The 26,067-nt window shown below is 73.1% G+C and carries 23 protein-coding genes, 2 pseudogenes and 1 riboswitch; of the genes and pseudogenes, 18 read left to right on the top strand and 7 right to left on the bottom strand.

Translation table 11 applies throughout. The annotated features are described in order from the left end of the window. Nucleotides 1–35 precede the first annotated feature (35 nt). The 5 genes from ACF07S_RS13095 to ACF07S_RS13075 all read left to right on the top strand — a co-directional run bounded on the left by ACF07S_RS13095 (nucleotide 36) and on the right by ACF07S_RS13075 (nucleotide 6,533). A complete protein-coding gene (locus ACF07S_RS13095) occupies nucleotides 36–848 on the top strand; it encodes a c-type cytochrome (protein ID WP_391965201.1) in 813 nt (270 codons plus the stop codon). Beyond that, a complete protein-coding gene (locus tag ACF07S_RS13090) occupies nucleotides 845–1,903 on the top strand; it encodes a Rieske 2Fe-2S domain-containing protein (protein ID WP_391965200.1) in 1,059 nt (352 codons plus the stop codon). The genes ACF07S_RS13095 and ACF07S_RS13090 overlap by 4 nt, the downstream gene beginning before the upstream one ends. After that, entirely contained in the window at nucleotides 1,900–3,561 is a 1,662-nt protein-coding gene (locus tag ACF07S_RS13085) for a cytochrome bc complex cytochrome b subunit (protein WP_391965199.1), read from the top strand. The genes ACF07S_RS13090 and ACF07S_RS13085 overlap by 4 nt, the downstream gene beginning before the upstream one ends. A gap of 152 nt (nucleotides 3,562–3,713) precedes the next feature. Beyond that, nucleotides 3,714–4,778, top strand: a complete 1,065-nt coding sequence (gene trpD, locus ACF07S_RS13080) for an anthranilate phosphoribosyltransferase (protein WP_391965198.1) — start codon at nucleotides 3,714–3,716, stop codon at nucleotides 4,776–4,778. Nucleotides 4,779–4,852: 74 nt separating this feature from the next. After that, nucleotides 4,853–4,971, top strand: a riboswitch (SAM riboswitch). A gap of 179 nt (nucleotides 4,972–5,150) precedes the next feature. Continuing rightward, complete coding sequence (locus ACF07S_RS13075; RefSeq protein WP_391965197.1) at nucleotides 5,151–6,533, top strand: aminotransferase class V-fold PLP-dependent enzyme; 1,383 nt, start codon at nucleotides 5,151–5,153, stop codon at nucleotides 6,531–6,533. Nucleotides 6,534–6,656: 123 nt separating this feature from the next. Here ACF07S_RS13075 and ACF07S_RS13070 read toward each other — a convergent pair. The 4 genes and pseudogenes from ACF07S_RS13070 to ACF07S_RS13055 form a co-directional block, all read right to left on the bottom strand. Beyond that, nucleotides 6,657–6,830, bottom strand: a pseudogene (locus tag ACF07S_RS13070) (ATP-binding protein); the annotation flags it as partial. Next, nucleotides 6,815–6,987, bottom strand: a pseudogene (locus tag ACF07S_RS13065) (small secreted hydrophilic protein); the annotation flags it as partial. The pseudogenes ACF07S_RS13065 and ACF07S_RS13070, both read right to left, overlap by 16 nt. 82 nt (nucleotides 6,988–7,069) lie before the next feature. Next, the gene (locus ACF07S_RS13060) at nucleotides 7,070–7,351 is read right to left on the bottom strand and encodes an Lrp/AsnC family transcriptional regulator (RefSeq protein WP_030820493.1); all 282 of its coding nucleotides are present in this window, start codon (nucleotides 7,349–7,351) and stop codon (nucleotides 7,070–7,072) included. Beyond that, a complete protein-coding gene (locus tag ACF07S_RS13055) occupies nucleotides 7,348–8,082 on the bottom strand; it encodes a rhomboid family intramembrane serine protease (protein WP_391965196.1) in 735 nt (244 codons plus the stop codon). The genes ACF07S_RS13060 and ACF07S_RS13055 overlap by 4 nt, the downstream gene beginning before the upstream one ends. Before the next feature lie 156 nt (nucleotides 8,083–8,238). Here ACF07S_RS13055 and ACF07S_RS13050 point away from each other — a divergent pair, with 156 nt between their 5' ends. The 5 genes from ACF07S_RS13050 (at nucleotide 8,239) to ACF07S_RS13030 (ending at nucleotide 13,588) form a co-directional block, all read left to right on the top strand. Further along, on the top strand, nucleotides 8,239–8,478 hold the full coding sequence (locus tag ACF07S_RS13050; RefSeq protein ID WP_145869774.1) for a hypothetical protein: 240 nt from the start codon (nucleotides 8,239–8,241) through the stop codon (nucleotides 8,476–8,478). Nucleotides 8,479–8,545: 67 nt separating this feature from the next. Then, nucleotides 8,546–9,889 carry an NYN domain-containing protein gene (locus ACF07S_RS13045; RefSeq protein ID WP_391974187.1) on the top strand — a complete coding sequence of 448 codons (1,344 nt, stop codon included), beginning with the start codon at nucleotides 8,546–8,548 and terminating at the stop codon, nucleotides 9,887–9,889. Nucleotides 9,890–10,119: 230 nt separating this feature from the next. After that, nucleotides 10,120–11,160, top strand: coding sequence for an NlpC/P60 family protein (locus ACF07S_RS13040; RefSeq protein ID WP_391965194.1), 1,041 nt, complete (start codon nucleotides 10,120–10,122; stop codon nucleotides 11,158–11,160). A 190-nt stretch (nucleotides 11,161–11,350) separates the two neighbouring features. Further along, nucleotides 11,351–12,364, top strand: a complete 1,014-nt coding sequence (locus ACF07S_RS13035; protein ID WP_391974186.1) for an NlpC/P60 family protein — start codon at nucleotides 11,351–11,353, stop codon at nucleotides 12,362–12,364. A 33-nt stretch (nucleotides 12,365–12,397) separates the two neighbouring features. Then, complete coding sequence (locus ACF07S_RS13030; RefSeq protein ID WP_391965192.1) at nucleotides 12,398–13,588, top strand: hypothetical protein; 1,191 nt, start codon at nucleotides 12,398–12,400, stop codon at nucleotides 13,586–13,588. A gap of 92 nt (nucleotides 13,589–13,680) precedes the next feature. On the opposite strand, the gene ACF07S_RS13025 is transcribed toward ACF07S_RS13030, so the two are convergent. Further along, nucleotides 13,681–14,913: a glycosyltransferase 87 family protein gene (locus ACF07S_RS13025; RefSeq protein WP_391974185.1), complete on the bottom strand. Its 1,233-nt coding sequence runs from the start codon at nucleotides 14,911–14,913 to the stop codon at nucleotides 13,681–13,683. Nucleotides 14,914–15,045: 132 nt separating this feature from the next. On the opposite strand from ACF07S_RS13025, the gene ACF07S_RS13020 reads away from it, so the two are divergent. After that, nucleotides 15,046–16,188, top strand: a complete 1,143-nt coding sequence (locus ACF07S_RS13020; RefSeq protein ID WP_391974184.1) for a glycosyltransferase family 4 protein — start codon at nucleotides 15,046–15,048, stop codon at nucleotides 16,186–16,188. A 152-nt stretch (nucleotides 16,189–16,340) separates the two neighbouring features. Here ACF07S_RS13020 and ACF07S_RS13015 read toward each other — a convergent pair whose 3' ends face one another. Further along, on the bottom strand, nucleotides 16,341–18,137 hold the full coding sequence (locus ACF07S_RS13015; protein WP_391965189.1) for an AMP-dependent synthetase/ligase: 1,797 nt from the start codon (nucleotides 18,135–18,137) through the stop codon (nucleotides 16,341–16,343). 296 nt (nucleotides 18,138–18,433) lie between these two features. Here ACF07S_RS13015 and ACF07S_RS13010 point away from each other — a divergent pair, with 296 nt between their 5' ends. From ACF07S_RS13010 to ACF07S_RS12990, 5 genes are all read left to right on the top strand, one after another. Beyond that, nucleotides 18,434–19,231, top strand: a complete 798-nt coding sequence (locus ACF07S_RS13010) for a metallophosphoesterase (RefSeq protein WP_391974183.1) — start codon at nucleotides 18,434–18,436, stop codon at nucleotides 19,229–19,231. A 122-nt stretch (nucleotides 19,232–19,353) separates the two neighbouring features. Then, nucleotides 19,354–19,797 carry an SRPBCC family protein gene (locus tag ACF07S_RS13005; RefSeq protein WP_391965187.1) on the top strand — a complete coding sequence of 148 codons (444 nt, stop codon included), beginning with the start codon at nucleotides 19,354–19,356 and terminating at the stop codon, nucleotides 19,795–19,797. Nucleotides 19,798–19,840: 43 nt separating this feature from the next. Continuing rightward, complete coding sequence (locus ACF07S_RS13000) at nucleotides 19,841–21,013, top strand: ArsA family ATPase (protein WP_391974182.1); 1,173 nt, start codon at nucleotides 19,841–19,843, stop codon at nucleotides 21,011–21,013. Nucleotides 21,014–21,070: 57 nt separating this feature from the next. Continuing rightward, entirely contained in the window at nucleotides 21,071–21,742 is a 672-nt protein-coding gene (locus tag ACF07S_RS12995; protein WP_391974181.1) for a DUF5304 family protein, read from the top strand. A gap of 126 nt (nucleotides 21,743–21,868) precedes the next feature. Continuing rightward, the gene (locus tag ACF07S_RS12990; RefSeq protein WP_391965184.1) at nucleotides 21,869–22,822 is read left to right on the top strand and encodes an ROK family glucokinase; all 954 of its coding nucleotides are present in this window, start codon (nucleotides 21,869–21,871) and stop codon (nucleotides 22,820–22,822) included. A gap of 115 nt (nucleotides 22,823–22,937) precedes the next feature. On the opposite strand, the gene ACF07S_RS12985 is transcribed toward ACF07S_RS12990, so the two are convergent. Next, a complete protein-coding gene (locus ACF07S_RS12985) occupies nucleotides 22,938–24,155 on the bottom strand; it encodes an erythromycin esterase family protein (protein ID WP_391974180.1) in 1,218 nt (405 codons plus the stop codon). A 68-nt stretch (nucleotides 24,156–24,223) separates the two neighbouring features. Between ACF07S_RS12985 and ACF07S_RS12980 the strand changes: the two genes are divergently transcribed. Both ACF07S_RS12980 and ACF07S_RS12975 read left to right on the top strand, forming a co-directional pair. After that, complete coding sequence (locus ACF07S_RS12980) at nucleotides 24,224–25,027, top strand: TioE family transcriptional regulator (protein WP_391974179.1); 804 nt, start codon at nucleotides 24,224–24,226, stop codon at nucleotides 25,025–25,027. A gap of 284 nt (nucleotides 25,028–25,311) precedes the next feature. After that, nucleotides 25,312–26,067, top strand: a complete 756-nt coding sequence (locus tag ACF07S_RS12975) for an endonuclease/exonuclease/phosphatase family protein (RefSeq protein ID WP_391965181.1) — start codon at nucleotides 25,312–25,314, stop codon at nucleotides 26,065–26,067.

The raw sequence follows: 26,067 nt of genomic DNA, 5'->3' as shown, positions 1-26,067 counted from the left end.
CATCGACGCAGAAGATCCTGACACCGGGGTAATCCGTGAAAAAGCTCTCCGCACGACGACGCCATCCGCTGGCGGCGCTCGTCGTCCTACTCCTCGCGCTGGCATGCACCGGGGGGCTGTACGCCGTGTTCGCACCCGCGGACAAGGCGCAGGCCGACGAAACCGCCCAGTCCCTCACCATCGAGGAGGGCAAGAAGCTCTATACGGTCGGCTGCGCGAGCTGCCACGGCACCGGCGGTCAGGGCACCTCCGACGGCCCGACCCTGGTGGGCGTGGGCGCCGCGGCCGTCGACTTCCAGGTGGGCACCGGCCGCATGCCGGCCGCCACCTCGCAGGCCGCGCAGCTCCCGGACAAGAAGGCCGTCTACACCCAGGCCCAGATCGACCAGCTGGCGGCGTACATCTCCTCCCTGGGCGCCGGCCCGGCCGTCCCGACCGAGCAGCAGTACGGCCCCGAGGGCGCCGACATCGCCAAGGGCGGCGAGCTGTTCCGCAACAACTGCGCGCAGTGCCACAACTTCACCGGCAAGGGCGGTGCGCTCACCCACGGCAAGTACGCCCCGACCCTGGAGGGCGTCGCCCCCAAGTACATCTACGAGGCCATGCTCACCGGCCCGCAGAGCATGCCCGTTTTCCCCGACAGCGCGCTGTCGGAGCAGAACAAGAAGGACGTCATCGCGTACCTGCACGCGGTCAACGGCGAAGAGACCGAGAGCTTCGGCGGCCTCGAGCTGGGTGGCCTCGGGCCGGTCGCCGAGGGTCTGTTCGGATGGATCTTCGGACTGGGCACGCTGGTCGCGGTCGCCGTCTGGGTCGCCGCTCGGACCGCAAAGGCCAAGAAGTCATGAGTAGCCAAGACATTCCCGAAGAGAACCTGCCCGCCGCGCGGGACACCACCCGTGGCGCGGTGAAGCTCGCCGACGACCGGAACCCGTTCGCCGACCCGGGCCTGCCGCCCCACGAGCACCGGATCCAGGACCTCGACGAGCGGGCCGCCAAGCGGTCCGAGCGCACGGTCGCCCTGCTGTTCACGGTGTCGATGCTGGCCACCATCGGCTTCATCGTGTCGTACGTCACGATCCCGGTGGACCGGGTGGTCCACATCTTCCCGCTCGGTCACGTCAGCGCGCTGAACTTCGCGCTCGGCATGACGCTCGGTCTCGCCCTGTTCGCCATCGGCGCCGGCGCGGTCCACTGGGCCCGCACGCTGATGTCGGACCACGAGCTCGCCGACGAGCGGCACCCGATCGAGGCCTCCCCCGAGGTCAAGGCGAAGGTCATGGACGACTTCCGCCAGGGTGCCAAGGAGTCGGTGCTGGGCCGCCGCAAGCTGATCCGCAACACGATGTTCGGCGCGCTCGCCCTGTTCCCGCTCTCCGGCGTGGTGCTGCTGCGCGACCTCGGACCCCTGCCGGGCACCAAGCTGCGCCACACGCTGTGGTCCAAGGGCAAGCTGCTCGTCAACATGAACACGAACGAGCCGTTGCGGCCGTCCGACCTCACCCTGGGCTCGCTGACCTTCGCCAAGCCCGAGGGCCTGGAGGAGCACGACCACGGCTTCCAGACGGAGATCGCCAAGGCCGCCCTGATGCTGGTCCGCATCCAGCCGGACGACATCAAGGACAAGCGCTCGCTCGAGTGGTCGCACGAGGGCATCCTCGCCTACTCGAAGATCTGCACCCACGTCGGCTGCCCGATCTCCCTGTACGAGCAGCAGACGCACCACGCGCTGTGCCCCTGCCACCAGTCCACCTTCGACCTCGCCGACGGCGCCCGGGTGATCTTCGGTCCCGCCGGTCACGCCCTGCCGCAGCTGCGCATCGGCGTGAACGACGAGGGCTACCTCGAGGCGCTCGGCGACTTCGACGAGCCCGTCGGGCCTGCTTTCTGGGAGCGCGGATGAGCACCACCAACTCCACCACGCATACATCGGCCGCCGACGCGTCGGGCCGCTCCCGCGCGAAGGCGCCGGCCGGCGAACGCGTCGCCGACTGGGCCGACGGCCGGCTGGGGATCTACTCCCTGGCCAAGGCCAACATGCGCAAGATCTTCCCCGACCACTGGTCGTTCATGCTGGGTGAGATCTGCCTCTACAGCTTCCTCATCATCATCCTCACGGGTGTGTACCTGACGCTGTTCTTCCACCCGTCGATGAACGAGGTGGAGTACCACGGCTCCTACGTCCCGCTGCAGGGACAGCTGATGAGCGAGGCCTACAAGTCGACGCTGGACATCAGCTTCGACGTCCGGGGCGGTCTGCTGATCCGGCAGATCCACCACTGGGCCGCGCTGGTCTTCCTGGCCGGCATGTTCGTGCACATGATGCGCGTGTTCTTCACCGGCGCGTTCCGCAAGCCGCGTGAGATCAACTGGCTGTTCGGCTTCCTGCTGTTCGTCCTGGGCATGTTCACCGGCTTCACCGGTTACTCGCTCCCGGACGACCTGCTCTCCGGCACCGGTATCCGCTTCATGGAGGGCGCGATCCTGTCCGTGCCGATCGTCGGCACGTACCTGTCGTTCTTCCTCTTCGGCGGCGAGTTCCCCGGCGACGACTTCGTGGCCCGGTTCTTCTCGATCCACGTCCTGCTGCTGCCGGGCATCATGCTCGGCCTCGTGGTGGCGCACCTGATCCTGGTCTTCTACCACAAGCACACGCAGTTCGCGGGCCCCGGCAAGAACAACGACAATGTCGTCGGCATGCCGCTGCTGCCGGTCTACATGGCCAAGGCCGGAGGCTTCTTCTTCCTGGTCTTCGGTGTGCTCGCGGCCGTCTCGGCGATCGCCACGATCAACCCGATCTGGGCACTCGGCCCGTACCGGCCGGACATGGTCTCCACCGGCGCCCAGCCCGACTGGTACATGGGCTTCTCCGAGGGTCTGATCCGTGTGATGCCGGGCTGGGAGATCAACTTCTGGGGTCACACGCTCGTCCTGGGCGTGTTCATCCCGCTGCTGATCTTCCCGCTGGTCCTGGTGTCGATCGCGGTCTACCCGTTCATCGAGTCCTGGGTCACCGGCGACAAGCGCGAGCACCACATCCTGGACCGCCCGCGCAACGCCCCGACCCGCACCGCGTTCGGCGTCGCGTGGATCACGCTGTACGTCGTGCTCCTCATCGGTGGTGGCAACGACCTGTTCGCCACCCACTTCCACCTGTCGATCAACGCCATCACCTGGTTCGTGCGGGTCGCGTTCTTCGTCGCGCCGGTCCTGGCGTTCATCGTCACCAAGCGGATCTGCCTCGGCCTGCAGCGCCGGGACAGGGACAAGGTGCTGCACGGCCGCGAGTCGGGCATCATCAAGCGCCTGCCGCACGGTGAGTTCATCGAGGTCCACGAGCCGCTCAGCCAGGAGCAGCTGCACACCCTCACCGCGCACGAGCAGTACAAGCCGGTCGAGATCGGCCCGACGGTCGACGAGAACGGTGTCCGGCGCAAGGTCGGCGCGACGGAGAAGCTGCGCGCCAGGCTGAGCAAGGGGTACTACGGCGAGGACGCGCAGGTCGCGAAGCCGACCGTCGAGGAGTACAAGGAGATCACCAGCGGCCACGGCCACCACTGATCACCGGTTCGCCTCACCCGAGTCGCCACACGACGGCGAAGGGCCCCCGTCCGTTCCGCGGACGGGGGCCCTTCGCCGTCCCCGGACCTGGATAGGGTGGGTGCGGGACCCCCGCGGTCCCGGAACTCCTCTACGACGATCAGGAGCGGCCGATGAGCGCTGTGACCCCCGCTGGAGGCGACACCGCGGCGGGCCGCTCCTGGCCCGCCCTGCTGAACGGACTGCTGGACGGACGGAACCTGTCCGCCGACGACACCGCCTGGGCGATGGACCTGATCATGCGCGGCGAGGCGAGTGACGCGCAGATCGCCGGGTTCGCGGTGTCCCTGCGGGCCAAGGGCGAGACCGTCGAGGAGATCACCGGCTGCGTCCGTGCGCTGTACGACCACGCCCATGTGATCGAGGTGCCGGGAGACACCGTCGACATCGTCGGCACCGGCGGGGACGGCGCGAAGACGGTGAACATCTCCACGATGTCCTCGATCGTCGTGGCCGGCACCGGCGCGAAGGTCGTCAAGCACGGCAACCGGGCGGCGTCCTCGGCATCCGGTGCCTCCGACGTCCTGGAGAAGCTCGGCGTCAACCTGGAGCTGACCCCGCGGCGGGTGGCCGAGGTCGCCGAGGAGGCCGGGATCACCTTCTGCTTCGCGGTGAAGTTCCACCCGGCGCTGCGCCACGTGGCCGCCGCCCGGGGACAGCTGGGCATCCGTACGGTGTTCAACTTCCTCGGTCCGCTGGCCAACCCGGCACGGGTCAAGGCCCAGGCGGTCGGGGTCGCCGACCCGCGGATGGCCCCGATCATGGCCGGTGTGTTCGCCGCACGCGGCCACTCCTCACTGGTGTTCCGCGGCGACGACGGCCTGGACGAGCTGACCACCACCGCCACCTCGCGGGTGTGGGTGGTCCGGGACGGCGAGGTCACCGAGGAGGCCTTCGACCCGCGCGACGCCGGTCTCGACCTGGTGCCCGTGGAAGCGCTGCGCGGCGCGGACGCCTCGTACAACGCCGAGGTCGCCCGGCGGCTGCTGGACGGCGAGCGCGGCCCCGTACGGGACGCGGTGCTGCTGAACTCGGCGGCGGCGCTGGTCGCCCTGGAGCCGGGCCCCGGAACCCTCACCGAGCAGATCCGTGCAGGGATGGCGCGGGCGGCCGAGGCGATCGACTCGGGGGCCGCCGGGCGGGTCCTGGAGCGCTGGGTGGCCGTCAGCAACGCGTAGCGGCCCGACGGCGGACGTCCCGCGATCCGGACCCGGGTTGCGGGACTCGATCACTTCACGTACGTTCCTCTCCAGGTCATGAGTGACAGCCATCAGGCCCCGGCCGGCTGTCCGGCAACCCTCCGTCCGTGGCGGGGTGCCCCGGGTGAAGACCAGGCCGATGGGCAGCAGGGCGCGTCGGCAAGCGCGGACCCCTCGCACGCTGTGAACAGCGTGGGGCCAGGGGTCCTGGTCGTCGAGGAGCCTTCCGTGAGCAAGCGAATGCGCTAGGGCCGCAGAGCCCCGCCTCCGCACACCCCCTTTCTCTTCCCCCCGTGCTCGAGCGATGTGTGCTCGCGCGGCGGTTCCGCCTGCCTCACCGGGAGTTGCGCCATGTCCGTCTCCACCGCTGCCGTCGGCCAGTCCGTCTGTTCCCCGCTGCCCGTTCTGGGCCGGGACGTCACCGTCCCCCTCGTCACGGGCGGCGAGGTCGCCTACGCCGCGCTCGACTACGCCGCCAGCGCGCCCGCGCTCCAGCGCGTCTGGGACGACGTGGCCGCGTACGCGCCGTACTACGGCAGCGTCCACCGCGGCGCCGGGTACCTCTCCCAGCTCTCCACCGACCTGTTCGAGAACGCCCGCCGCACCGTCGCCGAGTTCCTCGACTGCCGCACCGGCGACCAGGTGGTGTTCACCCGGTCCACCACCGACTCCCTCAACCTGCTCGCCGCCGCGCTCCCCGACGGCTGCGAGGTCTTCGTCTTCGAGACCGAGCACCACGCCTCCCTGCTGCCCTGGGGGTCCGCCCGCGGCACGCGCCTCACCTGCCTCGACGCCCCGAGCAGCCCGCGGCAGGCCGTGGAGACCCTGGAGCGCGCCCTCGCCGGCCGTGACCCCCGCGGGCCCGCCCTGGTCTGCGTCACCGGCGCATCCAACGTCACCGGCGAGCTGTGGCCCGTACGGGAACTGGCCGCCGCCGCGCACGCGCACGGTGCCCGGATCGTGCTGGACGCCGCCCAGCTCGCCCCGCACCACCCGGTGAGCCTCCGCGACCTGGACGTCGACTGGGTCGCGTTCTCCGGGCACAAGCTGTACGCCCCCTTCGGCTCCGGTGTGCTGGCCGGCCGCGCCGACTGGCTGCGGCAGGCCGAGCCCTACCTCGCGGGCGGCGGCGCCAGCCGCAAGGTCACCCGCCGCGCGGACGGGGGAGTGGACGTGGAGTGGCACGACGGCGCCGCCCGCCACGAGGCCGGATCCCCCAACGTCATCGGCGCCTACGCCATCGCCTCCGCCTGCAAGGCGCTCACCGAGGCCGGTTTCGAGGCGCTGCTCGCCCATGAGGAGCGGCTGATCCGCACGGTGCGCGACGGGCTCGCGGACGTTCCCCAGGTGCGGTTCCTGTCCCTGTTCGGGGACGACGCCCCGCGCGTCGGCGTGCTCTCCTTCGTCGTCGAGGGCTGGAACAGCTCCCACTTCGCCGCCGCGCTGTCCGCCGAGTACGGCATCGGCGTACGGGACGGGCTGTTCTGCGCGCACCCGCTGGTGCGCACGCTGCTCGGCGGTGACCCGCAGGCCCAGGGCGAGTGCGGCGCCCCCGAGGCGGCGCCCGGGGAGAAGTCCCTCAACGCCATCCGGGTCAGCTTCGGCGCGGGCACGCCGGACGAGCACGTGGAGCGGTTCGTGCGGGCGGTGCGGGAACTGGTGCGGGACGGGGCGCGCTGGAGCTACCGCACGGTGGACGGCCGCTGCGTGCCGAATCCCTCCGCCCGGGCGTGACGGTGCCGGTCCGCCGGGTGCGGCGGCGAGCGCCGAGGCCGTGCCCTCACCGCCGTCGACCAGCGGGATCCGGTCGAGCTCGGCGTCCGATGCGTTCCTCGCCCTCGACGATCAGAATCCGGTTCATGTGCGCGTCTCCTCCCGCGATCGGTCCAGCGTCAGTACGAAGGTGGCGCCGCCGCCCTCGGTGTCGTACAGGCGGACCAGGCCGCCGTGGCCCTCCGCGATCGCCCTGACGATCGACAGGCCGAGTCCGGCGCCCGAGCCGCGCGCGCCACGCCGGGCGGTGCCGCGCCTGCCGTGGACGTCGGGGTGGGCGAGCCGCTGTCCAGTTCGACGCGCGGCGGCACCTCGGGGGCGCGGGACTGTCGGCGAGCGCGAAGCTGGTCGCGGCGGCGCCCAGCGGGATCAGTACGACGGCGGCCAGGGCCGCCATCCGGCGAGTGAGGACCATGGACCCGATCCTGCGCGCCGGACCGCAGGGCCCGGATGGGTCCAGGATGAGGAACCCTTCATCTCCTCCGCGCCGGCCGGCCTCAGCTGTCCAGCCCGATGGCGAACGCCGCCTCCAGGTCGTGCTGCGAGTACGTGCGGAACGCCACGTGCGTGTCGGTGCCCTCCACCCCCGGGATCTTGCTGATCCGGCCGGGGATCACCTCCGCCAGGTCCTCGTGCTCACGGACCCGGACCATGGCGATCAGGTCGTAGGTGCCGGTGACGGAGAAGACCTCGCTGACGCTGTCCAGCGCGGCGATCCGCTCCGCGATCTCGGGGATCCGGTCCACGCTGGTCTTGATGAGGACGATCGCGGTGATCACGGCTGGTTCTCTCCCTCGGGGGCCGGAGCAGGGGCGGACTTCACTGTAGTCGCCCTGCCGGAACACACCCACGCGCAGCCGAAGCCCAGGCCGAACCCCACCACGTGCGCCAGGTACGCCACCCCCGGCCCCTGGGCCGCCCGCCCCGCCGCCACCCACTGCAACGCCGCCCAGCACGGCAGCACCACCCAGGCCGGCAGACGTACCGGCAGGAAGAACAGGAACGGCAGGAGGCTGGTCACCCGCGCCCGGGGGAACAGGAGGAGGAACGCGCCGAGGACCGCCGAGACCGCCCCCGAGGCACCGACCAGGGACCGCTCGGAGCCGGCGTTGGCGGCGGCGTACCCCAGCAGCGCGAGGTAGCCGCAGCCGGCGTAGCACAGGGTGAACCGCACCCGGCCCATCCGTGCCTCGGTCATCGTGCCGAAGACCTGGAGGAAGAGCATGTTGCCGAGCAGGTGCACCCAGCTGCCGTGCACGAACAGCGCGGTGGCGGGGGTGAGGACGGCCCCGGGTGAACCCTCGAACAGGTCTGCGGGAATCACGCCCCAGCGCCGGAAATAGGCCCGCCGCGCCGCGGCCAGCTCCTCCCCGGAGCCGTGGGCCGGATCGAGGCCGGAGGCGGGCCCGACCAGGAAGAGCAGGCAGCACAGGACGATGAGGGCGCGGGTGACCGGCGCCGGGGTGCCCCGGATCGCCCCGGCCGCCGACGCGCCCCAGTTGCGGATCATGACCACAGAGCATGACGTAACCGGACACAACCGCACGGACCGCCTCGCCGTCGTGGGCGGGCGGGCGGCGGGGACCCGCCAGGCCTTAGGGTTACCGCCACACGCCCCGGGCGGGCCGGTGCGTCACGGACACTGGAAGGAAGGCGAACAGCCACGATGACGGTTCCTCTGCCGACCGCCTCGACGCGGTGGCGCTGCACCCTCTGCGGCAACCTCACGCGCTTCGACGTGACCCGCTCGTCGAAGGTCGTCGAGTACGTCCACCTCGACCTGGCCGGGGAGCCCGCGGTCGAGGAGCGCGAGGTGCTCGATGAGACGATCGAGTCGGTGCGCTGCCGCTGGTGCAACGCGGTGGACCAGGTGGAACTCGTGGACAGGCCGGGCGCCGGCTCCTGAGCAGGAGCGGGCCCCGCGGACGGCGACCCCGCACACGGGGGCGCACACAGGCATGGGGGTGTGACGGATGGCGGAGACCATGGGCGAGGGGCCGCAGGACGGCGCCGCCGAGGTGCTCGACCGCCCGCTGCCCGAGGGAGTGCGCCGCCGGGTCGTCCAGATCGTCGCCGACGGCTTCGGCGGGCTCACGGTCACCGAGCTGCCCGCCCAGCTGCGGCAGTACGCCCGGTTCGCCCCGAACCGCCGTGCCAAGTTCGCCGGCAACGCCATGGCGGCGGCGCTGGAGACCGACCCGCTGTTCCGGCAGCGCATCGGTGAGCGGCTCGCAGAGGCCCAGCCGGAACTGACCGGCGCCCTCGAATCCGGCACCCCGCCCCCGGCCGCGGACCCGCTCGACGTGGCGGCCGCGGCCTACGTGATCCGCCCGCCCGGCTGGGTCAAGCTGGTGACCGCCGCCGGCGAGGAGGCCCAGCGCGCCGACGCCGAGCGGGCCGGCGAGGAGAGCAGGGCCGAGCTGGAGCGGCTGCGCGCCGAACTCGACCGGGCCCGCGAGCACACCAGGTCGGAGACCGAGCGGCTGCGCACCGAACTGGACGCGGCGAAGCGGGAGGCCGACGCGCTGCACCGCAAGCTGCGCTCCGCGCTGAGCGACGTCAAGCGCGGCGAGGCCGCGCTGCGCAAGCTGCGGGGCGAGATGGAGGGCGTCCGCGCCGAGGGACACGCCCAGGTGTCGGCCGCCGAGAGCGAGAGCCGCCGCCTCAGGACCAGGCTCGGCGAGACCGAGGCCGCGCTGGAGGCCGCGCGCCGGGCGGCCCGCGAGGGCCGCAGCGTGGAGGACATGCGGGTACGGCTGCTGCTGGACACCGTGCTGGACGCCGCCCAGGGGCTCCGCCGCGAGCTGGCACTGCCCCCGGTGTCCGTGCGGCCCGCCGAGACCGTGGACGCCGTCGAACCGGGGCGCATGACCCCGAAGGACATCGCCGCCCGCGCGCTGTCCGAGGACGACCCCGCGATCCTCGACCAGCTGCTGGCGCTGCCGCAGGCGCATCTGGTCGTCGACGGCTACAACGTCACCAAGACCGGCTATCCGCAGATGCCCCTGGAGAAGCAGCGTCTGCGGCTGCTGGGCCAGCTCGCCCAGCTCGCCGCCCAGACCGGCGCGGAGGTGACCTGCGTCTTCGACGGTGCCGAACTGGCCGTGCCGGTGCTGCTGGCGCCGCCGCGCGGGGTGCGGGTGCTGTTCTCCAAGCCGGGCGTCACCGCCGACGAGCTGATCCGTCAGCTGGTACGCGCCGAGCCGCCGGGCCGGCCCGTCATCGTCGCCTCCACCGACCGCGAGGTCGCCGACGGAGTGGCCCGCGCGGGCGCCCGCCCGGTCGCCTCGGCGGTTCTCCTCAAGAGGCTTTCCTGACACCTGATTGACTTCCGTCCCCCCTGCAACGTACGCGGTCTATGACCGAATTGACGGGATCGTCACGCAGCGTAGCGTCAAGGGTGCGTCACTGCAGGTGAGTTGAGGTCAAATAAACGCGCTGTAATGGAGATTTTCCGTCCGGGGATTTGAACTGATCACAAGAGAATCATTAGGGTCTGCCTCGAACCCGCGACCGCGCGATCACTCTCGAGAAGGAGCTCGTCTCCGTGGCGTCCCACCGTCGTCCCAAGCAGCCGAGCCGCGCACGTGTGACCGTGCTCACCACCGCTGCCGCAGCTGCCGTAGTCATGAGCTCGCAGGCCGCCAACGCGGCGCCCAGTGAGAAGCCGAGCAAGGACGAGGTCAAGGCCAAGGTCGACAAGCTCTACGAGCAGGCGGAGCAGGCCACCGAGAAGTACAACGGGGCCAAGGAGAAGCAGGAGAAGCTCCAGAAGGAGATCTCCACCATCCAGGACAACGTCGCCCGCGGTCAGCAGGAGCTCAACGAGCTGCGCGACGGCCTCGGTTCGATGGCCAGCGCCCAGTACCGCAGCGGCGGCATCGACCCCTCCGTCCAGCTCTTCCTCTCCTCCGACCCGGACGACTACCTCGACAAGGCGTCCACCCTCGACCAGTTGAGCACCCAGCAGGTCGACGCGCTGAAGAAGATCCAGGAGAAGCAGCGCGAACTCGCCCAGCAGCGCTCCGAGGCGTCCGAGAAGCTCGAGGACCTCGCCTCCACCCGCACCGAACTGGGCAACAAGAAGAAGGAAGTCCAGTCCAAGCTCGCCTCCGCGCAGAAGCTGCTCAACAGCCTCACCGCCGCGGAGAAGGCCCAGCTCGCCGAGGAGCAGACCCGCGCCACCCGCACCAGCGAGCGCGACGCCCTCACCGCCGACGTCCCGGCCGGCTCCGGACGCGCCGCCGCGGCCTACGCCGCCGCCCAGAGCAAGCTCGGCAGCCCCTACGTCTACGGCGCCACCGGCCCGTCCTCCTACGACTGCTCGGGCCTGACCCAGTGGGCGTACGCCCAGGCCGGCGTCGGCATCCCGCGCACCTCCGAGGCGCAGACCGGCGCCGGCACCCGGATCTACTCGGTGAGCCAGCTCAAGGTCGGCGACCTGGTCTTCTTCTTCAACGACCTGCACCACGTGGGCCTGTACGCGGGCAACGGCCAGATCATCCACGCCCCGCGCACCGGAACCGTCGTGCGCTACGAGTCGATGGACACCATCGGCGGCCCGTTCATGTTCGGAGTCCGCGTCTAGCGTTCCCCGCCGGTGCCGCCGTCCGGGGGAATCGCACCGGACCGCACCGGCCCCGCGCCCCGCCTGTGACCTGCGTCAGAGGCGGGGCGCCGCCGTGTGCGCCCGGTCCCGGCCGTTGGTCCGCCCGCCGCCGCGGGGGCTACTGTCTGCCGCGTTTCCCCGTCCGCCAGCGGAAGGAGCGCGGTTTCCCGTGGGGTCCCATCGCCGTCTCGCACCGTCCTCCGGAGCCGACCGGGGCACCGCCGTCGCCCTCGGCCTGCTGTCGGCGGCGGCCACCGCCCTCGGCGCGGTACCGGCCGCGGCCACGCCGTACGACGACACCCGCGCCGAGGTGAACCGCCTCCACCGGGAGGCCGAGAAGGCGACCGAGGCGTACGACGAGGCCGGCGAGCGCGCCGACGGCCTGCGCCGGCAGATCGCCACCGCACAGGACGGCATCGCCCGCCAGCAGGAGCGCGTCAACACCCTGCGGGAGTCGCTGGGAGCGCTCGCCGGTGCCCAGTACCGCTCCGGCGGCTTCGACCCCTCCCTGGTCCTGCTCTTCGCCGACGACCCGCAGGACTACCTCGAGAAGGCCTCCGTGCTGGACCGGATCACCGCCCACCGGACCGGTGAACTCGGCAGACTCCGGGGCGCCCTGCGCTCCCTGGCCCAGGACCGCGAGGAGACCGTCGGCAGGCTCGGCGCGCTGGAGAGGAGCCGCAGGGCCGCCGCCGCCCACAAGCGGACCGCGGAACGCAAACTCGCCGAGGCCCGCAGACTGCTCGACTCCCTCCCGTCCGGCGAACGCGCCGCCTGGGACCGGGCCACCCGCTCCGCCCGCGCGGACCTGCTCGGCCCGGGCGGCACCGCACCCGCCCCGGCGCGCGCCGCCGCCCTGGCCGCCGCCCGCACAGCCCTCGGCAAGCCCTACGTCCGGGGCGCCGACGGCCCCTCCGGCTTCGACTGCTCGGGCCTCACCCAGTGGTCGTACGCGCAGGCCGGGGTGGCCCTGCCGCGCACCTCGCAGGCCCAGCGGTACGCCGGCCGGCGGGTCCCGCTCTCCGAGGCGCGGCCCGGCGACCTCGTGGTCTACCGCGACGACGCGAGCCACGTCGGGATGTACGCGGGCAACGGCCAGGTGATCCACGCGCCCCACCCCGGCGCCCCCGTGCGCTACGACCCGGTCGGCATGATGCCGGTCTCGTCGGTCACCAGGGTCTGACCGCAACGGCCCGGCGCCCGTACCCTCGGGAAGGTGGCTGGTCGAAGGCGGGTGCCGGGTGCGTCGGTGGTGGCGCTGTGTCTGCTGCTCGTCTCCCTCGTGGCGTGCGGCGGGGGACCGGCCGCCGACGGCGCGCGGGCGCAGGTGCAGTCGCTCCTCGACCGGCGCGCGGACGCGGTCCTCCAGCGCGACGCCGCCGCCTACGCCCGCACCGGCACCCGGGCCGGATTCGGCAACCTGCGCGCGGTACCGTTCGCCGACTGGTCCTACCGCGTCACCGCCCTCGACCGCACCGGTGACACCGCCACCGCCTCCGCCGAGTTGAGCTACCGCGTCGAGGGCTACGACGTGGCCCCGGTCACCACCACCCGCTCCCTGCGCCTGAGCCGGGACCGGGAGGGCCGCTGGTCCGTCGACTCCGACCGCCCCGCCGGCAGGTCCGGCCGGCAGCTGTGGGACCAGGGCGCGGTACGGGCCGTCCGCGGTGAACGCAGCCTGGTGCTGGGAGTCGGCCGCAGCGGGGCGGAACTGCGCGACTACGCCGGGCTGGCCGACCGCGCGGTGCCCGCCGTGTCCGACGCCTGGAGCCCGCGGTGGTCCCGGCGCGTCGTCGTCCTGGTGCCGGAGTCCCTGGCGGACATGGCGGGTCTGCTGGGCTCACCCGCCTCCTCCTACCGGGGGATCGCGGCGGTCACCACCGGCGCGACCGGCCCCGGGGCGCGGGCGCCGGCGGACCGGGTGATCGTCAACCCGGACGCCTTCGGACTGCTCGGCGACCCGGGCCGGCAGGTCGTCCTGACCCACGAGGCCACCCATGTCGCCACCCGCGCCCACACCTCCGCCGCGACCCCGCTGTGGCTGTCCGAGGGCTTCGCGGACTGGGTCGGCTACCGCGGCGGCGACCGCGCCCCCGACGAGACCGCACCGGAGCTCGCCCACGCGGTGAGCCGGGGCGACGTGCCCGACGGGCTGCCCACCGACGACGACTTCGACTTCTCCGGCGACGCCGGCCGCCTCGCCCGCGCCTACGAGGGCGGCTGGACGGCCTGCCTCCTCATCGCCGGCCGCTGGGGCGAGGAACGCCTCGGCGAGTTCTACCGGGCGGTGGGCGCGCACGCCGGGCGGGAGGGCGCGGTCGAGGACGCCATGGACCGGGTCCTCGGCATCACCCCCGAGGAGTTCACGGCACGGTGGCAGCGGTACCTGAGGGACCTGCTGGCCTGAGCCGGGCCGGAGCCGGAGGAGACGCGATCCCCGCGCGGGCGCGCCCCGGCGGACGCGCCCGCGGGGCGGGGGCGCGTGACACCGGCGGCGGATCAGGAGGAGACCGGCGTCTCGCTGGAGCGGGGGGCCCGCTGCCGGGGCGGCGGGGCCGGGAGCGGGACCGTGGCGCACCACAGCCTGCGGGCCGCGAGGAGCGCCGCCGCGACCAGGAGGCCGTTGCGGACGACCAGCAGGGCGATGCCCAGCGGATCGCTCGCCACGACGTGGGCGAACCAGAGCGGGAACTCCAGCACCGTCACGAAGGACGCCGTCAGCACCAGCGCGACCGGCAGCCGCATCACGCTGTCCTGGAAGCAGAGGCAGACCGCGGCCAGCCCCACCAGCCACACCATGTACTGCGGGCTGATCACCCGGCTGGTGGTGGTGAACAGCAGCACCGCCACGAACGCGGCGTCGGTGACGGTGTGCGGCGCGAACCGGGTCGCCTGCAGCCGCCACAGCACCAGCCAGGCCAGCGCGGCCCCGGTCAGGAAGAGCGCGCCCGCGCTCACCCGGTTCACGTACGGGCCGAGGAACTCCACCGAGCCGTAGTTGAGCAGCACCTCGCCCTCCCAGCCGTGATGCCGGGCCACGTGGAAGACGAGCGCCCCCAGCGACTCGACCTCCGTGCCCCGGTCCCGCTGGAAGGTGAGGAACGCGAACGCCCCCGGCATGAGCGCGGCGAACAGGGCGGCCGCACCGGCGCCGGTCACCGCCGCCGACACCCACGCGCCGCGCCGCCGGACCGCGAGGAGCAGCAGGGCCGGCCACACCTTCAGCAGCGCCCCGAAGCCGGCCAGCGCCCCCGCCAGCCGGGGGTGCCGGCCCGCGGCCAGCAGAGCGGCCACCGCCACCGCGGTGACCATCACGTCGTAGCGCGCGTACACCGTCGGCCCGAGCAGCGGCACGCCCGCCACCCACACCCGGGCGCCGCGCGGGGACCGGCCGGGACGCCGGCCCGCGGACACCAGCAGGACCAGGACGGCCAGGTCGGCGACGAGTGCCAGGACGAAGAACGCGGTGGCGTACCCGAGGAACGGCAGCAGGGCGGGGGAGAGGATCGCCAGGGCCGCGGCGGGCGGGTACTGCCAGGTGACGTCGTCCAGCGGGAACGATCCGGTGCGCAGGACGTCGTACCAGCCCCGGTAGATCACCGACACGTCGCTGGTGACGTCCGGCCCGGGGAAGACGATCACCTTGCAGACGCACAGCAGCAGGGCCGTTCTCGTCAGGCCCCACAGGACCAGGAGCCAGGCGAGGGACCCTCGTGCGGCCGTCGTCTTCACGTGATGCCTGCCCGTCCGGTGTGCGGTCCTGTGCGGTCGTCGAGGGGGCCATGATGTCCCGGCGTCCTGTGCACGTGCCACCGAGCACGGCCGTGGCGGACGGCACGACCCCGTTCGGTAGGGTCTGCGGCGATGCACAAGACCCTGATCGTGACCAACGACTTCCCGCCCCGGCCCGGGGGCATCCAGGCGTTCCTGCACAACATGGCGCTGCGGCTGGACCCGGAGCGGCTCGTCGTCTACGCCTCCACCTGGAAGCGCTCCCGGGAGGGCGTGGAGGCGACCGCCGCCTTCGACGCCGAGCAGCCCTTCACCGTCGTACGCGACCGTACGACGGTGCTGCTGCCGACCCCCGGGGCCACCCGGCGGGCCGTCGGGCTGCTGCGCGAGCACGGCTGCCGCTCGGTGTGGTTCGGAGCGGCGGCGCCGCTCGGGCTGATGGCGCCGGCGCTGCGCCGCGCGGGCGCCGAGCGGATCGTGGCCACCACCCACGGCCACGAGGCCGGCTGGGCCCAGCTGCCCGCCGCGCGGCAACTGCTGCGCCGGATCGGCGAGTCCACGGACACGATCACCTACCTCGGCGAGTACACGCGCTCGCGGATCGCCGGCGCGCTGACCCCCGAGGCGGCCGCGCGGATGGTGCAGCTGCCGCCGGGGGTCGACGAGAAGACCTTCCACCCCGGCTCGGGCGGCGAGGAGGTCCGGGCGCGGCTCGGGCTGACCGACCGGCCGGTGGTCGTGTGCGTCTCGCGGCTGGTGCCGCGCAAGGGGCAGGACACGCTGATCCGGGCGATGCCCGCGATCCTGGCGGCCCAGCCGGACGCCGTGCTGCTGATCGTCGGCGGCGGCCCGTACGAGAAGGACCTACGCGTCCTCGCCCGGGACGCGGGCGTCGCCGCCTCCGTGCGCTTCACCGGCTCCGTCCCCTGGTCCGAGCTGCCCGCCCACTACGGTGCCGGCGACGTCTTCGCGATGCCCTGCCGGACCCGGCGCGGGGGACTGGACGTCGAAGGGCTCGGCATCGTCTACCTGGAGGCGTCCGCGACCGGCCTGCCCGTCGTCGCCGGCGACTCCGGCGGCGCCCCCGACGCGGTCCTCGACGGGGAGACCGGCTGGGTCGTCCGGGGCGACTCCCCCGACCAGACCGCCGACCGCGTCATCACCCTCCTGGGCGACGGGGAACTGCGCCGCAGGATGGGCGGGCGGGGCCGGGAGTGGGTCGAGCGGAAGTGGCGGTGGGACCTGCTGGCGGAGCACCTGGAGAAGCTGCTGTAGGACAACGCCCTCGACGGGGGACACCCTCGGCGGCAACACCACCCGGGGCGCGGGGCTGTGGCATCATGCGGCTCCGCCGCGCGGGCGCGGCAGGCCACGGACGCCCCGCACCCGCCGGCCTGGCGCCCCGGCACCCCATGGGCACCGAAGTCCTACTTCGCGTAGATCGCCTCGATCTCGTGGGCGTAGTCCTTCGCCACCACGTTCCGCTTCAGCTTCAGCGACGGGGTGAGATGCCCCGAATCCTCGGTGAACTGCGCGGGCAGGACACGGAACTTGCGCACCGACTCAGCCTTCGACACCGCCGCGTTGCCGTCGTCGATCGCCGACTGGATCTCCGCGAGCAGTTCCGCGTCCTCGCTCAGCGACGCCGCCGTGGAGCCGGCCGGCTTGCCGCGCTCGGCGCACCAGCGGCCCAGGAACTCCTCGTCGATGGTGACCAGCGCGCCCACGAACGGCCGTCCGTCGCCCACCACCATGCACTCCGCGACCAGCGCGTGCGCGCGGATGCGGTCCTCGATCACTGCCGGGGCGACGTTCTTGCCGCCCGCCGTCACCAGGATCTCCTTCTTGCGGCCGGTGATCCGCAGATAGCCGTCCTCGTCCAGGGTGCCGATGTCCCCGGTGTGGAACCAGCCGTCGGCCAGCGCCTCGGCGGTCGCGCCCGGGTTGTTCCAGTACTCCTTGAACAGGTGCTCGCCGTGCAGCAGCACCTCACCGTCGTCCGCTATGCGGATCACCGAGCCGGGCAGCGGCTGGCCCACCGTGCCGATCTTCTGCCGGTCCCACGGGTTGAACGCGGTGGCCGCGCACGACTCGGTCAGGCCGTAGCCCTCCAGCACGCTGAAGCCGATGCCGCGGAAGAAGTGGCCGAGGCGCTCCCCCAGCGGGGCGCCGCCGGAGATGGCGTACTCGCCGCGTCCGCCCAGCACCGCGCGCAACTTGCCGTAGACCAGCTTGTCGAACACCCTGTGCCTGATCCTCAGGCCGAGCGACGGACCCGACGGCGTGTCCAGCGCCCGGCTGTAGGCGATCGCCGTGTCCGCCGCCTTGTCGAAGATCTTCCCCTTGCCGTCGGCCTGCGCCTTGGCCCGCGCCGAGTTGTAGACCTTCTCGAAGACCCGCGGCACGCCCAGGATCAGCGTCGGCCGGAACGAGGCCAGCTCGTCGGTCAGGTTCCTGATGTCGGGCAGGCAGCCCAGCTTGATCGGCGCCATCATGGGCGCGATCTGCACCAGCCGTCCGAAGACGTGCGCGAGCGGCAGGAACAGCAGCACCGAGCACTCGCCCGTACGGAACAGCGGGCGCAGCCGCTCCACGATGTTGCCGCACTCGGCGAAGAAACTGCGGTGGGTGAGCACACAGCCCTTGGGACGGCCCGTCGTCCCCGAGGTGTAGACGATCGTCGCCGGGTCGTCGGCCTTCGCGGTCGAGCCGCGCTCCTCGACCGTCTCGTCGGTGACGTCCCGGCCGAGCCGGCCCAGTTCTCCGATGCCGCCGTCCTCGATCCGCCACAGGTGCTCGAGCGCGGGCAGCCGGTCGCGCACCGACTCCACGGTCGCCGCGTGCGCGTCCAGCTCCACGAAGCAGGCGGTGGCACCGGAGTCGCCGAGGATCCACGCCACCTGCTCCGGCGAACTGGTCTCGTACACCGGCACGGTGACCGCTCCGGCGCTCCAGATGGCGAAGTCCAGCAGGGTCCACTCGTAACGGGTGCGGGACATCAGGCCGACCCGGTCCCCGGGCCGCACACCGGCCGCGATCATGCCCTTGGCGGCCGTCCGCACCTCCGCCAGGAAGGCCGACGCCGTCACGTCCTGCCAGGTGTCCCCGGTCTTGCGGGCGATGACGGCGACGTCGGGGTGCTGCGCGGCGTTTCTGCGGACGATATCGGTCAGGTTGCCGTCCGCTGGGACCTCGTACAAAGCCGGAAGGCTGAACTCGCGCAAGACTGCTGCTCCTCTTAGGGCGCCGGCGCCACGACATCGTGCGATGCGACGGTGCGGTCCAAGGCTCGGGCGGGTGCTCGCGAATTCACAAGTTGAAATCCCGAGCACGACTGGACCGCCCGGACGTTACCCGCCGGTATGGCGTCTACGACAGGGGGTCCCCGCGAGATGTTCGCTGCGTCACACAGGTTGGCGTTTCATTGCGCACAGTAGTCCACCCCCTCGCCGGCGAGCCAGTAACCGCAGGTCCGGCCCGCCGTTGTCCACGGTGGCGCACGCGCTTACCCTTGATCGCCATGGCAGCCACACCAGGCGGCGAGCGCCGCACGCGTGTCCACGTGGTCAGCGACGTGCACGGCAACGCCCGTGACCTCGCCCGGGCCGGCGACGGCGCCGACGCCCTGATCTGCCTCGGCGACCTGGTGCTCTTCCTCGACTACGCCGACCACTCGCGCGGCATCTTCCCCGACCTGTTCGGCACCGGGAACGCCGACCGCATCGTGGAGCTGCGCACCGCCCGCCGCTTCGAGGAGGCGCGCGAGTTCGGACGCCGGCTGTGGGCGGGGATCGGCACGGACAAGGCCGCGGCGATCGAGAAGGCGGTGCGCAAACAGTACGCCGAGCTGTTCGCCGCCTTCCCCACCCCGACGTACGCCACCTACGGCAACGTCGACATGCCGCCCCTCTGGCAGGAGTACGCCGGTCCCGGCACCACCGTGCTCGACGGGCAGCGGGTGGAGATAGGGGGCTGGACCTTCGGCTTCGTCGGCGGCGGCCTGCGCACCCCCATGCGTACGCCCTACGAGATCGACGACGAGGAGTACGCGGCGAAGATCGAGGCCGTCGGCGAGGTCGACGTGCTGTGCACCCACATCCCGCCGGAGGTACCGGAGCTGGTGTACGACACCGTGGCGCGCCGCTTCGAACGCGGCAGCCGGGCCCTGCTGGACGCCATCCGCCGCACCCGGCCCCGCTACTCCCTGTTCGGGCACGTCCACCAGCCGCTGGCGCGCAGGATGCGGATCGGGGCCACCGAGTGCGTCAACGTGGGGCACTTCGCGAGCAGCGGGCGGCCCTGGGCGCTCGAGTGGTGACGAGGCCCCGGGCGGGGTGAGTTGCGCCGGTCCGGTGCGCGGTAGCCTTCCGCTGCACAGGCGTGCGCTGCACTCGCGCACGGCGATCCGAGTACCGGCCCGCATCCGGAGGAACCACGGCGATGGCGGAACACACCAGCTCGAGCATCACGATCGAGGCGGCCCCGGCCGATGTCATGGAGGTGATCGCCGATTTCGCCCGCTACCCGGACTGGACCGGTGAGGTGAAGGAGGCCGAGGTCATCGCGACCGACGGCCGGGGCCGCGCCGAACAGGTGCGGCTCGTCATGGACGCCGGCGCCATCAAGGACGACCAGACCCTGGCGTACACCTGGACCGGCGAGCACGAGGTCTCCTGGACCCTGGTGAAGTCCCAGATGCTGCGCTCTCTCGACGGCTCCTACCTGCTCACCCCGGCCGGCCCGGGCAGCACCGAGGTCACCTACCGGCTGACCGTCGACGTCAAGATCCCCATGCTCGGCATGATCAAGCGCAAGGCGGAGAAGGTCATCATCGACCGCGCCCTGGCGGGCCTGAAGAAGCGCGTGGAGGCCGGCGCCGCGTAGCGCCCGCCGGGCGCGGTGGGCGCGACGGGTAGCGTTCACTCCCATGCGTACCCTCCTGATCATGGGCCCCGGCGGCAGCGGGCGTACCACCGTCGCGGCCGGCACCGCGCTCGCCGCCGCCCGGGCGGGCGCCCGCACCCTGGTGCTGGGCACCGACCGGACGGACACCCTGGGAGCGGTACTGGGGGTGCCCGTCGGAACCGGGCCGGTCGAGGCCGCCCCGGGGCTCACCGCGCGACGGGTCGACGCCGACGCCGCCTCCCGCGCCGATCTGGCCGCCCTCCAGGACCGGGCGGCCTCCGCACTGAACCTGCTCGGCGCCTCCCGGCTCGAGCCGGAGGAGATCGGCCCGCTCCCCGGCGCCGAGGAACTCGCCGTGCTGCGGGCCCTGCGCGACGCCGCGCTGTCGGAGGAGCCGTACGACCTCGTCGTCGTGGACCTCCCGCCCGCCCCGCGGGCCCTCGCCCTGCTCGCCCTTCCCGAGGAACTCCGCCGCTACCTGCGCCGGCTGCTCCCGCCCGAGCGGCAGGCCGCCCGCGCCCTGCGCCCCGTCCTCGGCCGCCTCGCCGGCGTCCCGCTGCCCGCCGAGTGGCTCTACCAGGCGGCGGCCCGCCTCGACCTCCAACTCGCCGCCGTCGAGGCCGTGCTCGCCGACCGCGACACCGCCGTACGCCTGGTCGCCGAGCCGGGACCCGCCGGTGCCGACGCCGTACGCACCACGGCCCTCGGCCTCGCCCTGCGCGGACTGCGCACGGACGCGCTGATCGCGACCCGGGTCCTGCCGGAGAGCGACGGCGGGAGCTGGCTGGCGGGACCCGTCGCCCAGCAGCGCAAGACCCTGGACGACTGGCGGGCGTCGTACGACGTCCGCCCGGCCGCCCACCTGGGCCGCGACCCGCGCGGCACCGACGACCTCGCCGCGCTCGCCCTGCCCGGTGCGGGAACGGGGAGCGGCGCCGTCGAGTGGCCGGTCACCGACGCGCTCGCCGAGGACGGCGTCCTGATCTGGCACATCCCCCTGCCGGACGCCCGCCGTGAGGAACTGGACCTGATCCGGCGCGGCGACGAACTCGTCGTCACCGCCGGACCCTTCCGCCGCATCGTCCCGCTGCCCTCCGCGCTGCGCCGCTGCACCGTCGACGGGGCCGCCCTGCGCGAGGGCGAGCTGCGCATCCGGTTCCGGCCGGATCCGGGGCTGTGGCCGCGCATCCCGTGAAGCGGCCACCCCCGTTCGGGTAACGTCGGAGGGGCCACCCGTAGTCAGGAGTCCGTCATGAGCGAACAGCTCCCCCCGCACGACGACGGGGACCAGGCCGGGGACGAGACGACCGGCCGGCCGGCCGACGACGTACGGGCGGCCGGCACACGAGCCGGCACCCCGGCCGACTCGCCGGCCGACTCGCCGACCGACACACAGGCCGACACACAGGCCGATTCACGAGCCGACACACAGGCCGACTCGCAAGCCGGCACCCCGGCCGATCCACAGGCCGACTCACGAGCCGACACCCACGCCGACGCCTGGGCGACCGCCTGCGCCGAGGACCTGGAGGCGGAGAAGGCCCGCCGTCGCGCCGAGCGCGCGGCGCCCCCCGGGTCCGCCGCCGAGGAGCTGAAGAAGCTCGTCGACGCCGTCGCGGACAAGCTCTCCGGACTGCAGTCCCCCCTGTTCGGCGCGGTCGCCGGGCCCGCGGCGCAGCAGGTGGTGCGCCAGGTCGTCCAGCAGGCCAAGGCCGCCGTGGAACCCGTCATCGAACGCAACCCGGACGTCTTCGACCACCTCGCCGCCGCCGGCGGCGAACTCCTCGCCGCCTACCGTTCGGCGGTGCGCGAGCAGGAGCGCCGCTGGGCGGCCGGTGACACCGATCCCCGCGACCTCGGCGAACCCCGGGACCGCGGCGACGACCCCGGCACCGGTTCCGGCGAGCGCATCGACCTGGACTGACACCACGGTCACCGGCGGGCACCCGTGATCCGCGCCCGGCCGCTCACCGTACGGACGCCGGGCCCCGGGCGGCAGGGGCTCGGGTACCGTTGGCGTTAGCGGGGCTCGACCGGAACTGAGGGATTCATGGGACTCACCATCGGCGTCGACATCGGCGGCACCAAGATCGCGGCCGGCGTGGTCGACGAGGAAGGCAACATCCTCTCGACCCACAAGGTGCCGACCCCGGGCACGCCCGAGGGCATCGTGGACGCCATCGCCTCCGCGGTGGAGGGCGCGCGCGCCGGACACGACATCGTGGGCGTGGGTATCGGTGCGGCCGGATACGTCAACCGCCAGCGCTCGACGGTGTACTTCGCGCCCAACATCGACTGGCGCAACGAGCCGCTCAAGGAGGAGGTCGAGGCCCGCACGGGGCTCCCGGTCGTCGTGGAGAACGACGCCAACGCCGCGGCCTGGGGCGAGTACCGGTTCGGCGGCGGCAAGGGCCACCGCAACGTCATCTGCATCACGCTCGGCACCGGCCTGGGCGGCGGCATCATCATCGGCAACAAGCTGCGCCGGGGCCACTTCGGCGTGGCCGCCGAGTTCGGCCACATCCGCATGGTGCCCGACGGCCTGCTGTGCGGCTGCGGCTCGCAGGGCTGCTGGGAGCAGTACGCCTCCGGCCGCGCCCTCGTCCGCTACGCCAAGCAGCGCGCCAACGCCACCCCCGAGAACGCCGAGACCCTGCTCTCCCTCGGCGACGGCACCCCCGACGGCATTGAGGGCAAGCACATCTCCATGGCCGCCCGGCAGGGCGACCGGGTGGCCGTCGACTCCTACCGGGAGCTGGCCCGCTGGGTCGGCGCCGGCCTCGCCGATCTGGCCTCCCTCTTCGACCCCTCCGCGTTCATCGTCGGCGGCGGCCTCTCCGACGAGGGCGAACTGGTCCTCGGCCCGATCCGCAAGTCCTACAAGCGCTGGCTGGTGGGCGGCAACTGGCGCCCGGTCGCCGACGTCCTCGCCGCCCAGCTCGGCAACAAGGCCGGCCTGGTGGGCGCGGCCGACCTGGCCCGGGAGCCCGACCCCGTCATGTGACCCCCCCGTCCGCGCACGGCGGCGCCCGCCCGATCCCCCCGGGGACGGCGGGCGCGGCCGTTCCCGGACGCCGCGTCCGCGACCGCGAGGCGCCGCCGACGGGGGCCCCGGGGCCCTAACTCCGCGTGACGTCCCTGACGAACACGAGGCCGTCGCTGTCCGCCAGGTGGGCCGGGTCGAGCGGGGCGTAGCCGAACCAGGGGGACACCCGGGGCGCGGGCCGTGCGTCGCCGAGGGCGGTGGCCAGCCGCGGGGCGTCGAGGAGGCAGCGGTCCTCCGGGAGCGCGTACAGGAACCCCTCGACGGTGTCCGGCGGCGGCGTGCCCACCCCCCGGTGCCGGATCGTGCCGAGGGCCGTGGCCACGAACGCGTACTCCTCACCGAGCCGTGCGCTCACCAGGGCACCGGCGCTCCACCACTCCACCGGCCTCCCGCCCATCCGCATCGAGCTCCTCCTCCGCTGGAGGTGGGCGTTCTGGGCGTACACGAGTGCCGGGCCGCGTTCGGCGACGGCGAGGAGGTTGTGGGCCATCATCCGGTCCCGTACGCCGACCAGCCACGCCATGCGGGCCGGTGAGGTGTCGGCCATCCAGTGGTGGTAGCGCAGCAGGCCGGTCGCGGTACGCGCGTACAGGCGCGCCCGGTCCCACTCCTCCCGCGAGACCGCCGCCCGCAGGTGCGGCGCCTGCTGGTCGAGCAGTGCCACCAGATCGTCGGCCAGCAGCCGCAGCCGGCCGGCCTCGGCCGACTGCCCCACCGACCGGGACGGGTCCCTCATCGCGGCGGGATCGGTCCACCGGTCGTCGGCGCCGAGCAGCCGGTCGAGCGTGTCCGCGGTGCAGGGGAGCAGGCCGGTGTCCACCCGGGCCGCGAGGAAGCCGTGAAGGGCGGTGAGGGCCTGCCGGGGGCTCGCGGCAGCGGTGATCTCCAGCGGACCGTCGAAGCCGGCGAAGCGCAGCCGCTCGGACGCGGGCCGGCCGTCCTCGTCGGCGCGGACGTTGTACGCGCGCATCCAGCGCACGAGCTCGCGGTTGCCCGCGTGGGCGCCCCAGCCGTGGCTGATCCCCCGCTCCATGACCTCGTCGAGGGTGCCGGTGCCCGAGGTGACGTAGTCGTCGGCGACCAGGCCCATCACGCAGTCGCTCTCGAGCGCGATCGTCCGGTAGCCCTCCTGCTCGACGAGTCGCCGGAAGAGTTCGTTGCGCAGGCCGAGCAGAGTGTCCTCGCCGTGGGTGGGCTCGCCCAGGGCGAGCAGCCGGGGTCTGGCCGGGAGCAGCCGCATGAGGGCGGAGGCCTCGACGGGATGGACGGTGTCCTTGATGTCCGGAGTCATGCCGTCAACGCTATCGTTGAACATTCGGTGGAGACTTTTCTGCGATCCAACCCGGTATCTTCGGCTCCATGGGACGGAACCTTCAAAGCGGTGAGCGGCTCAGGCCGGTCGATCTGGCGCGCGGGCACGGTCTGTCCACGCAGGCGATCAGGAACTACGAGGACGCCGGCATCCTCCCGGCCGCCCCTCGCACCCCCCACGGCTACCGCACCTACACCCCGCTGCACGCGGGGGCCCTGCGCGCGTTCCTCGCCCTGGTCCCCGGCCACGGCCACCGGACGGCGACGGCGGTCATGCGGGCGGTGAACGAGGGCGCGACCGACGAGGCGTTCCGCCTGATCGACGAGAGCCACGCCCAGCTCCTCGAGGACCGGCGCACCCTCCAGGCCGTGGAGAGCGCCCTGCGCGACCTGGAGCCCACCACGAGGTCCGGGCCCGGTGCGGGGTCCGGGCGCACCACGGCGTCCGTGCCCACCACGGGGTCCGGGCGCACCACGGCGCCCTGGCCCGGTGCCGGGTCCAAGCCCGGCGGCACCTTCATCGGGCCGCTGGCCGCCAAGCTCGGCGTCCGGCCGGCGACGCTGCGCACGTGGGAGCGCGCCGGGCTGGTGCGCCCGCGCCGCGACCCGCGGACCGGGTACCGCGTCTACGACGATGCCGACGTACGGGACGCCCGGATGACCCATCAACTGAGGCGCGGCGGCTACCTGTTGGAGCAGATCGCCCCGCTGGTCGCCCAGGTGCGGGCGGCCGGCGGTCCGGAGCCTCTGGAGGCGGCGCTGCGCGACTGGCACGGGCGGCTCTCCGCCCGCGGGCGGGCGATGCTGACCGGGGCCGCGGAGCTGGAGGCGTACCTCCGTGAGCGCGGATGAGTTCCGGTACACGCCGGCTTGTACGGGCCCTGGCCGGGCCTGGCCCGCAGCCCCCGGCGGCCGCCGGGCCGTCCGTACGGCCGCACGGCGGCCGCGGCACACGGGCGGCGAGGACGTCCCCCGGGAGCGGACCGGGCCTTCGCACCCGGGGCCGTGCCCGTACGTGACGCGAAGACGCCGGACGGGCCGCGGTCCGCGGGCTCCTCGTCCGCGGGGGCGGCGTCCCCGGGTACGTGCGGCGCCGAGCCGGACCGGACCGTGCGGATCGGCGTATCTTGATCGGCATGGCGACGACTCCGCTGCTGCCCGGCTCCCGGACCGAGTCCGACGGTTCGGCCGTCATCCGGGTACTGAGTTACAACATCCGTTCGATGCGCGACGACACCGGTGCCCTCGCCCGGGTGATCAGCGCCTGCGCCCCCGATCTGGTCCTGCTGCAGGAGGCGCCGCGGTTCTTCCGCTGGCGCAAGAAGCTCGCCCGGCTCGCCTCCGAGTCCGGCACGGTGATGCTCACCGGGGGCGCCACGGCCGCCGGGCCCGCGATCCTCTGCTCCCTGCGGGCGGCCGTCGAGCACACCGAGGACGTCCTGCTGCCGCTCGCCCCGGGCCGGCACCGGCGCGGCTTCGCGACCGCCGTCGTGCGGTTCGGCGGTGCCCGGATCGGGGTGCTGAGCTGTCATCTGTCACTGGAGGGGAACGAGCGGTACGAGCAGGGCGGCATGCTCCTCGACCGGCTCGCCGCGATGGGCGTGGAGCACGCGGTCGCGGGTGGGGACCTGAACGAGCGGCCTCAGGGACGTACGTTCCGGCGGTTGAGCGAGTCCCTGACCGACTGCTGGGCGGCGGCTCCCTGGGGCGGCGAGCACACCTGGATCCGGGACGCCCCGCACCGCCGTATCGACGCCCTCTTCGCCACCAAGGGCGTCGAGGTCCTGGGCTGCGGCGTCCCGCTCGAGCAGCCCGGGGTGACCGAGAGCGACCTGAGGGCGGCCACGGACCACCTTCCGGTCCTGGCCGCCCTCGGAATCCCCGCGGCGTAG

This window comes from Streptomyces sp. NPDC016640 (genome assembly GCF_043076215.1).
Taxonomy (GTDB): Bacteria; Actinomycetota; Actinomycetes; order Streptomycetales; family Streptomycetaceae; genus Streptomyces.
Note: the sequence above shows the minus strand (reverse complement) of the source record. Positions and strands in the feature narration are given on the sequence as shown.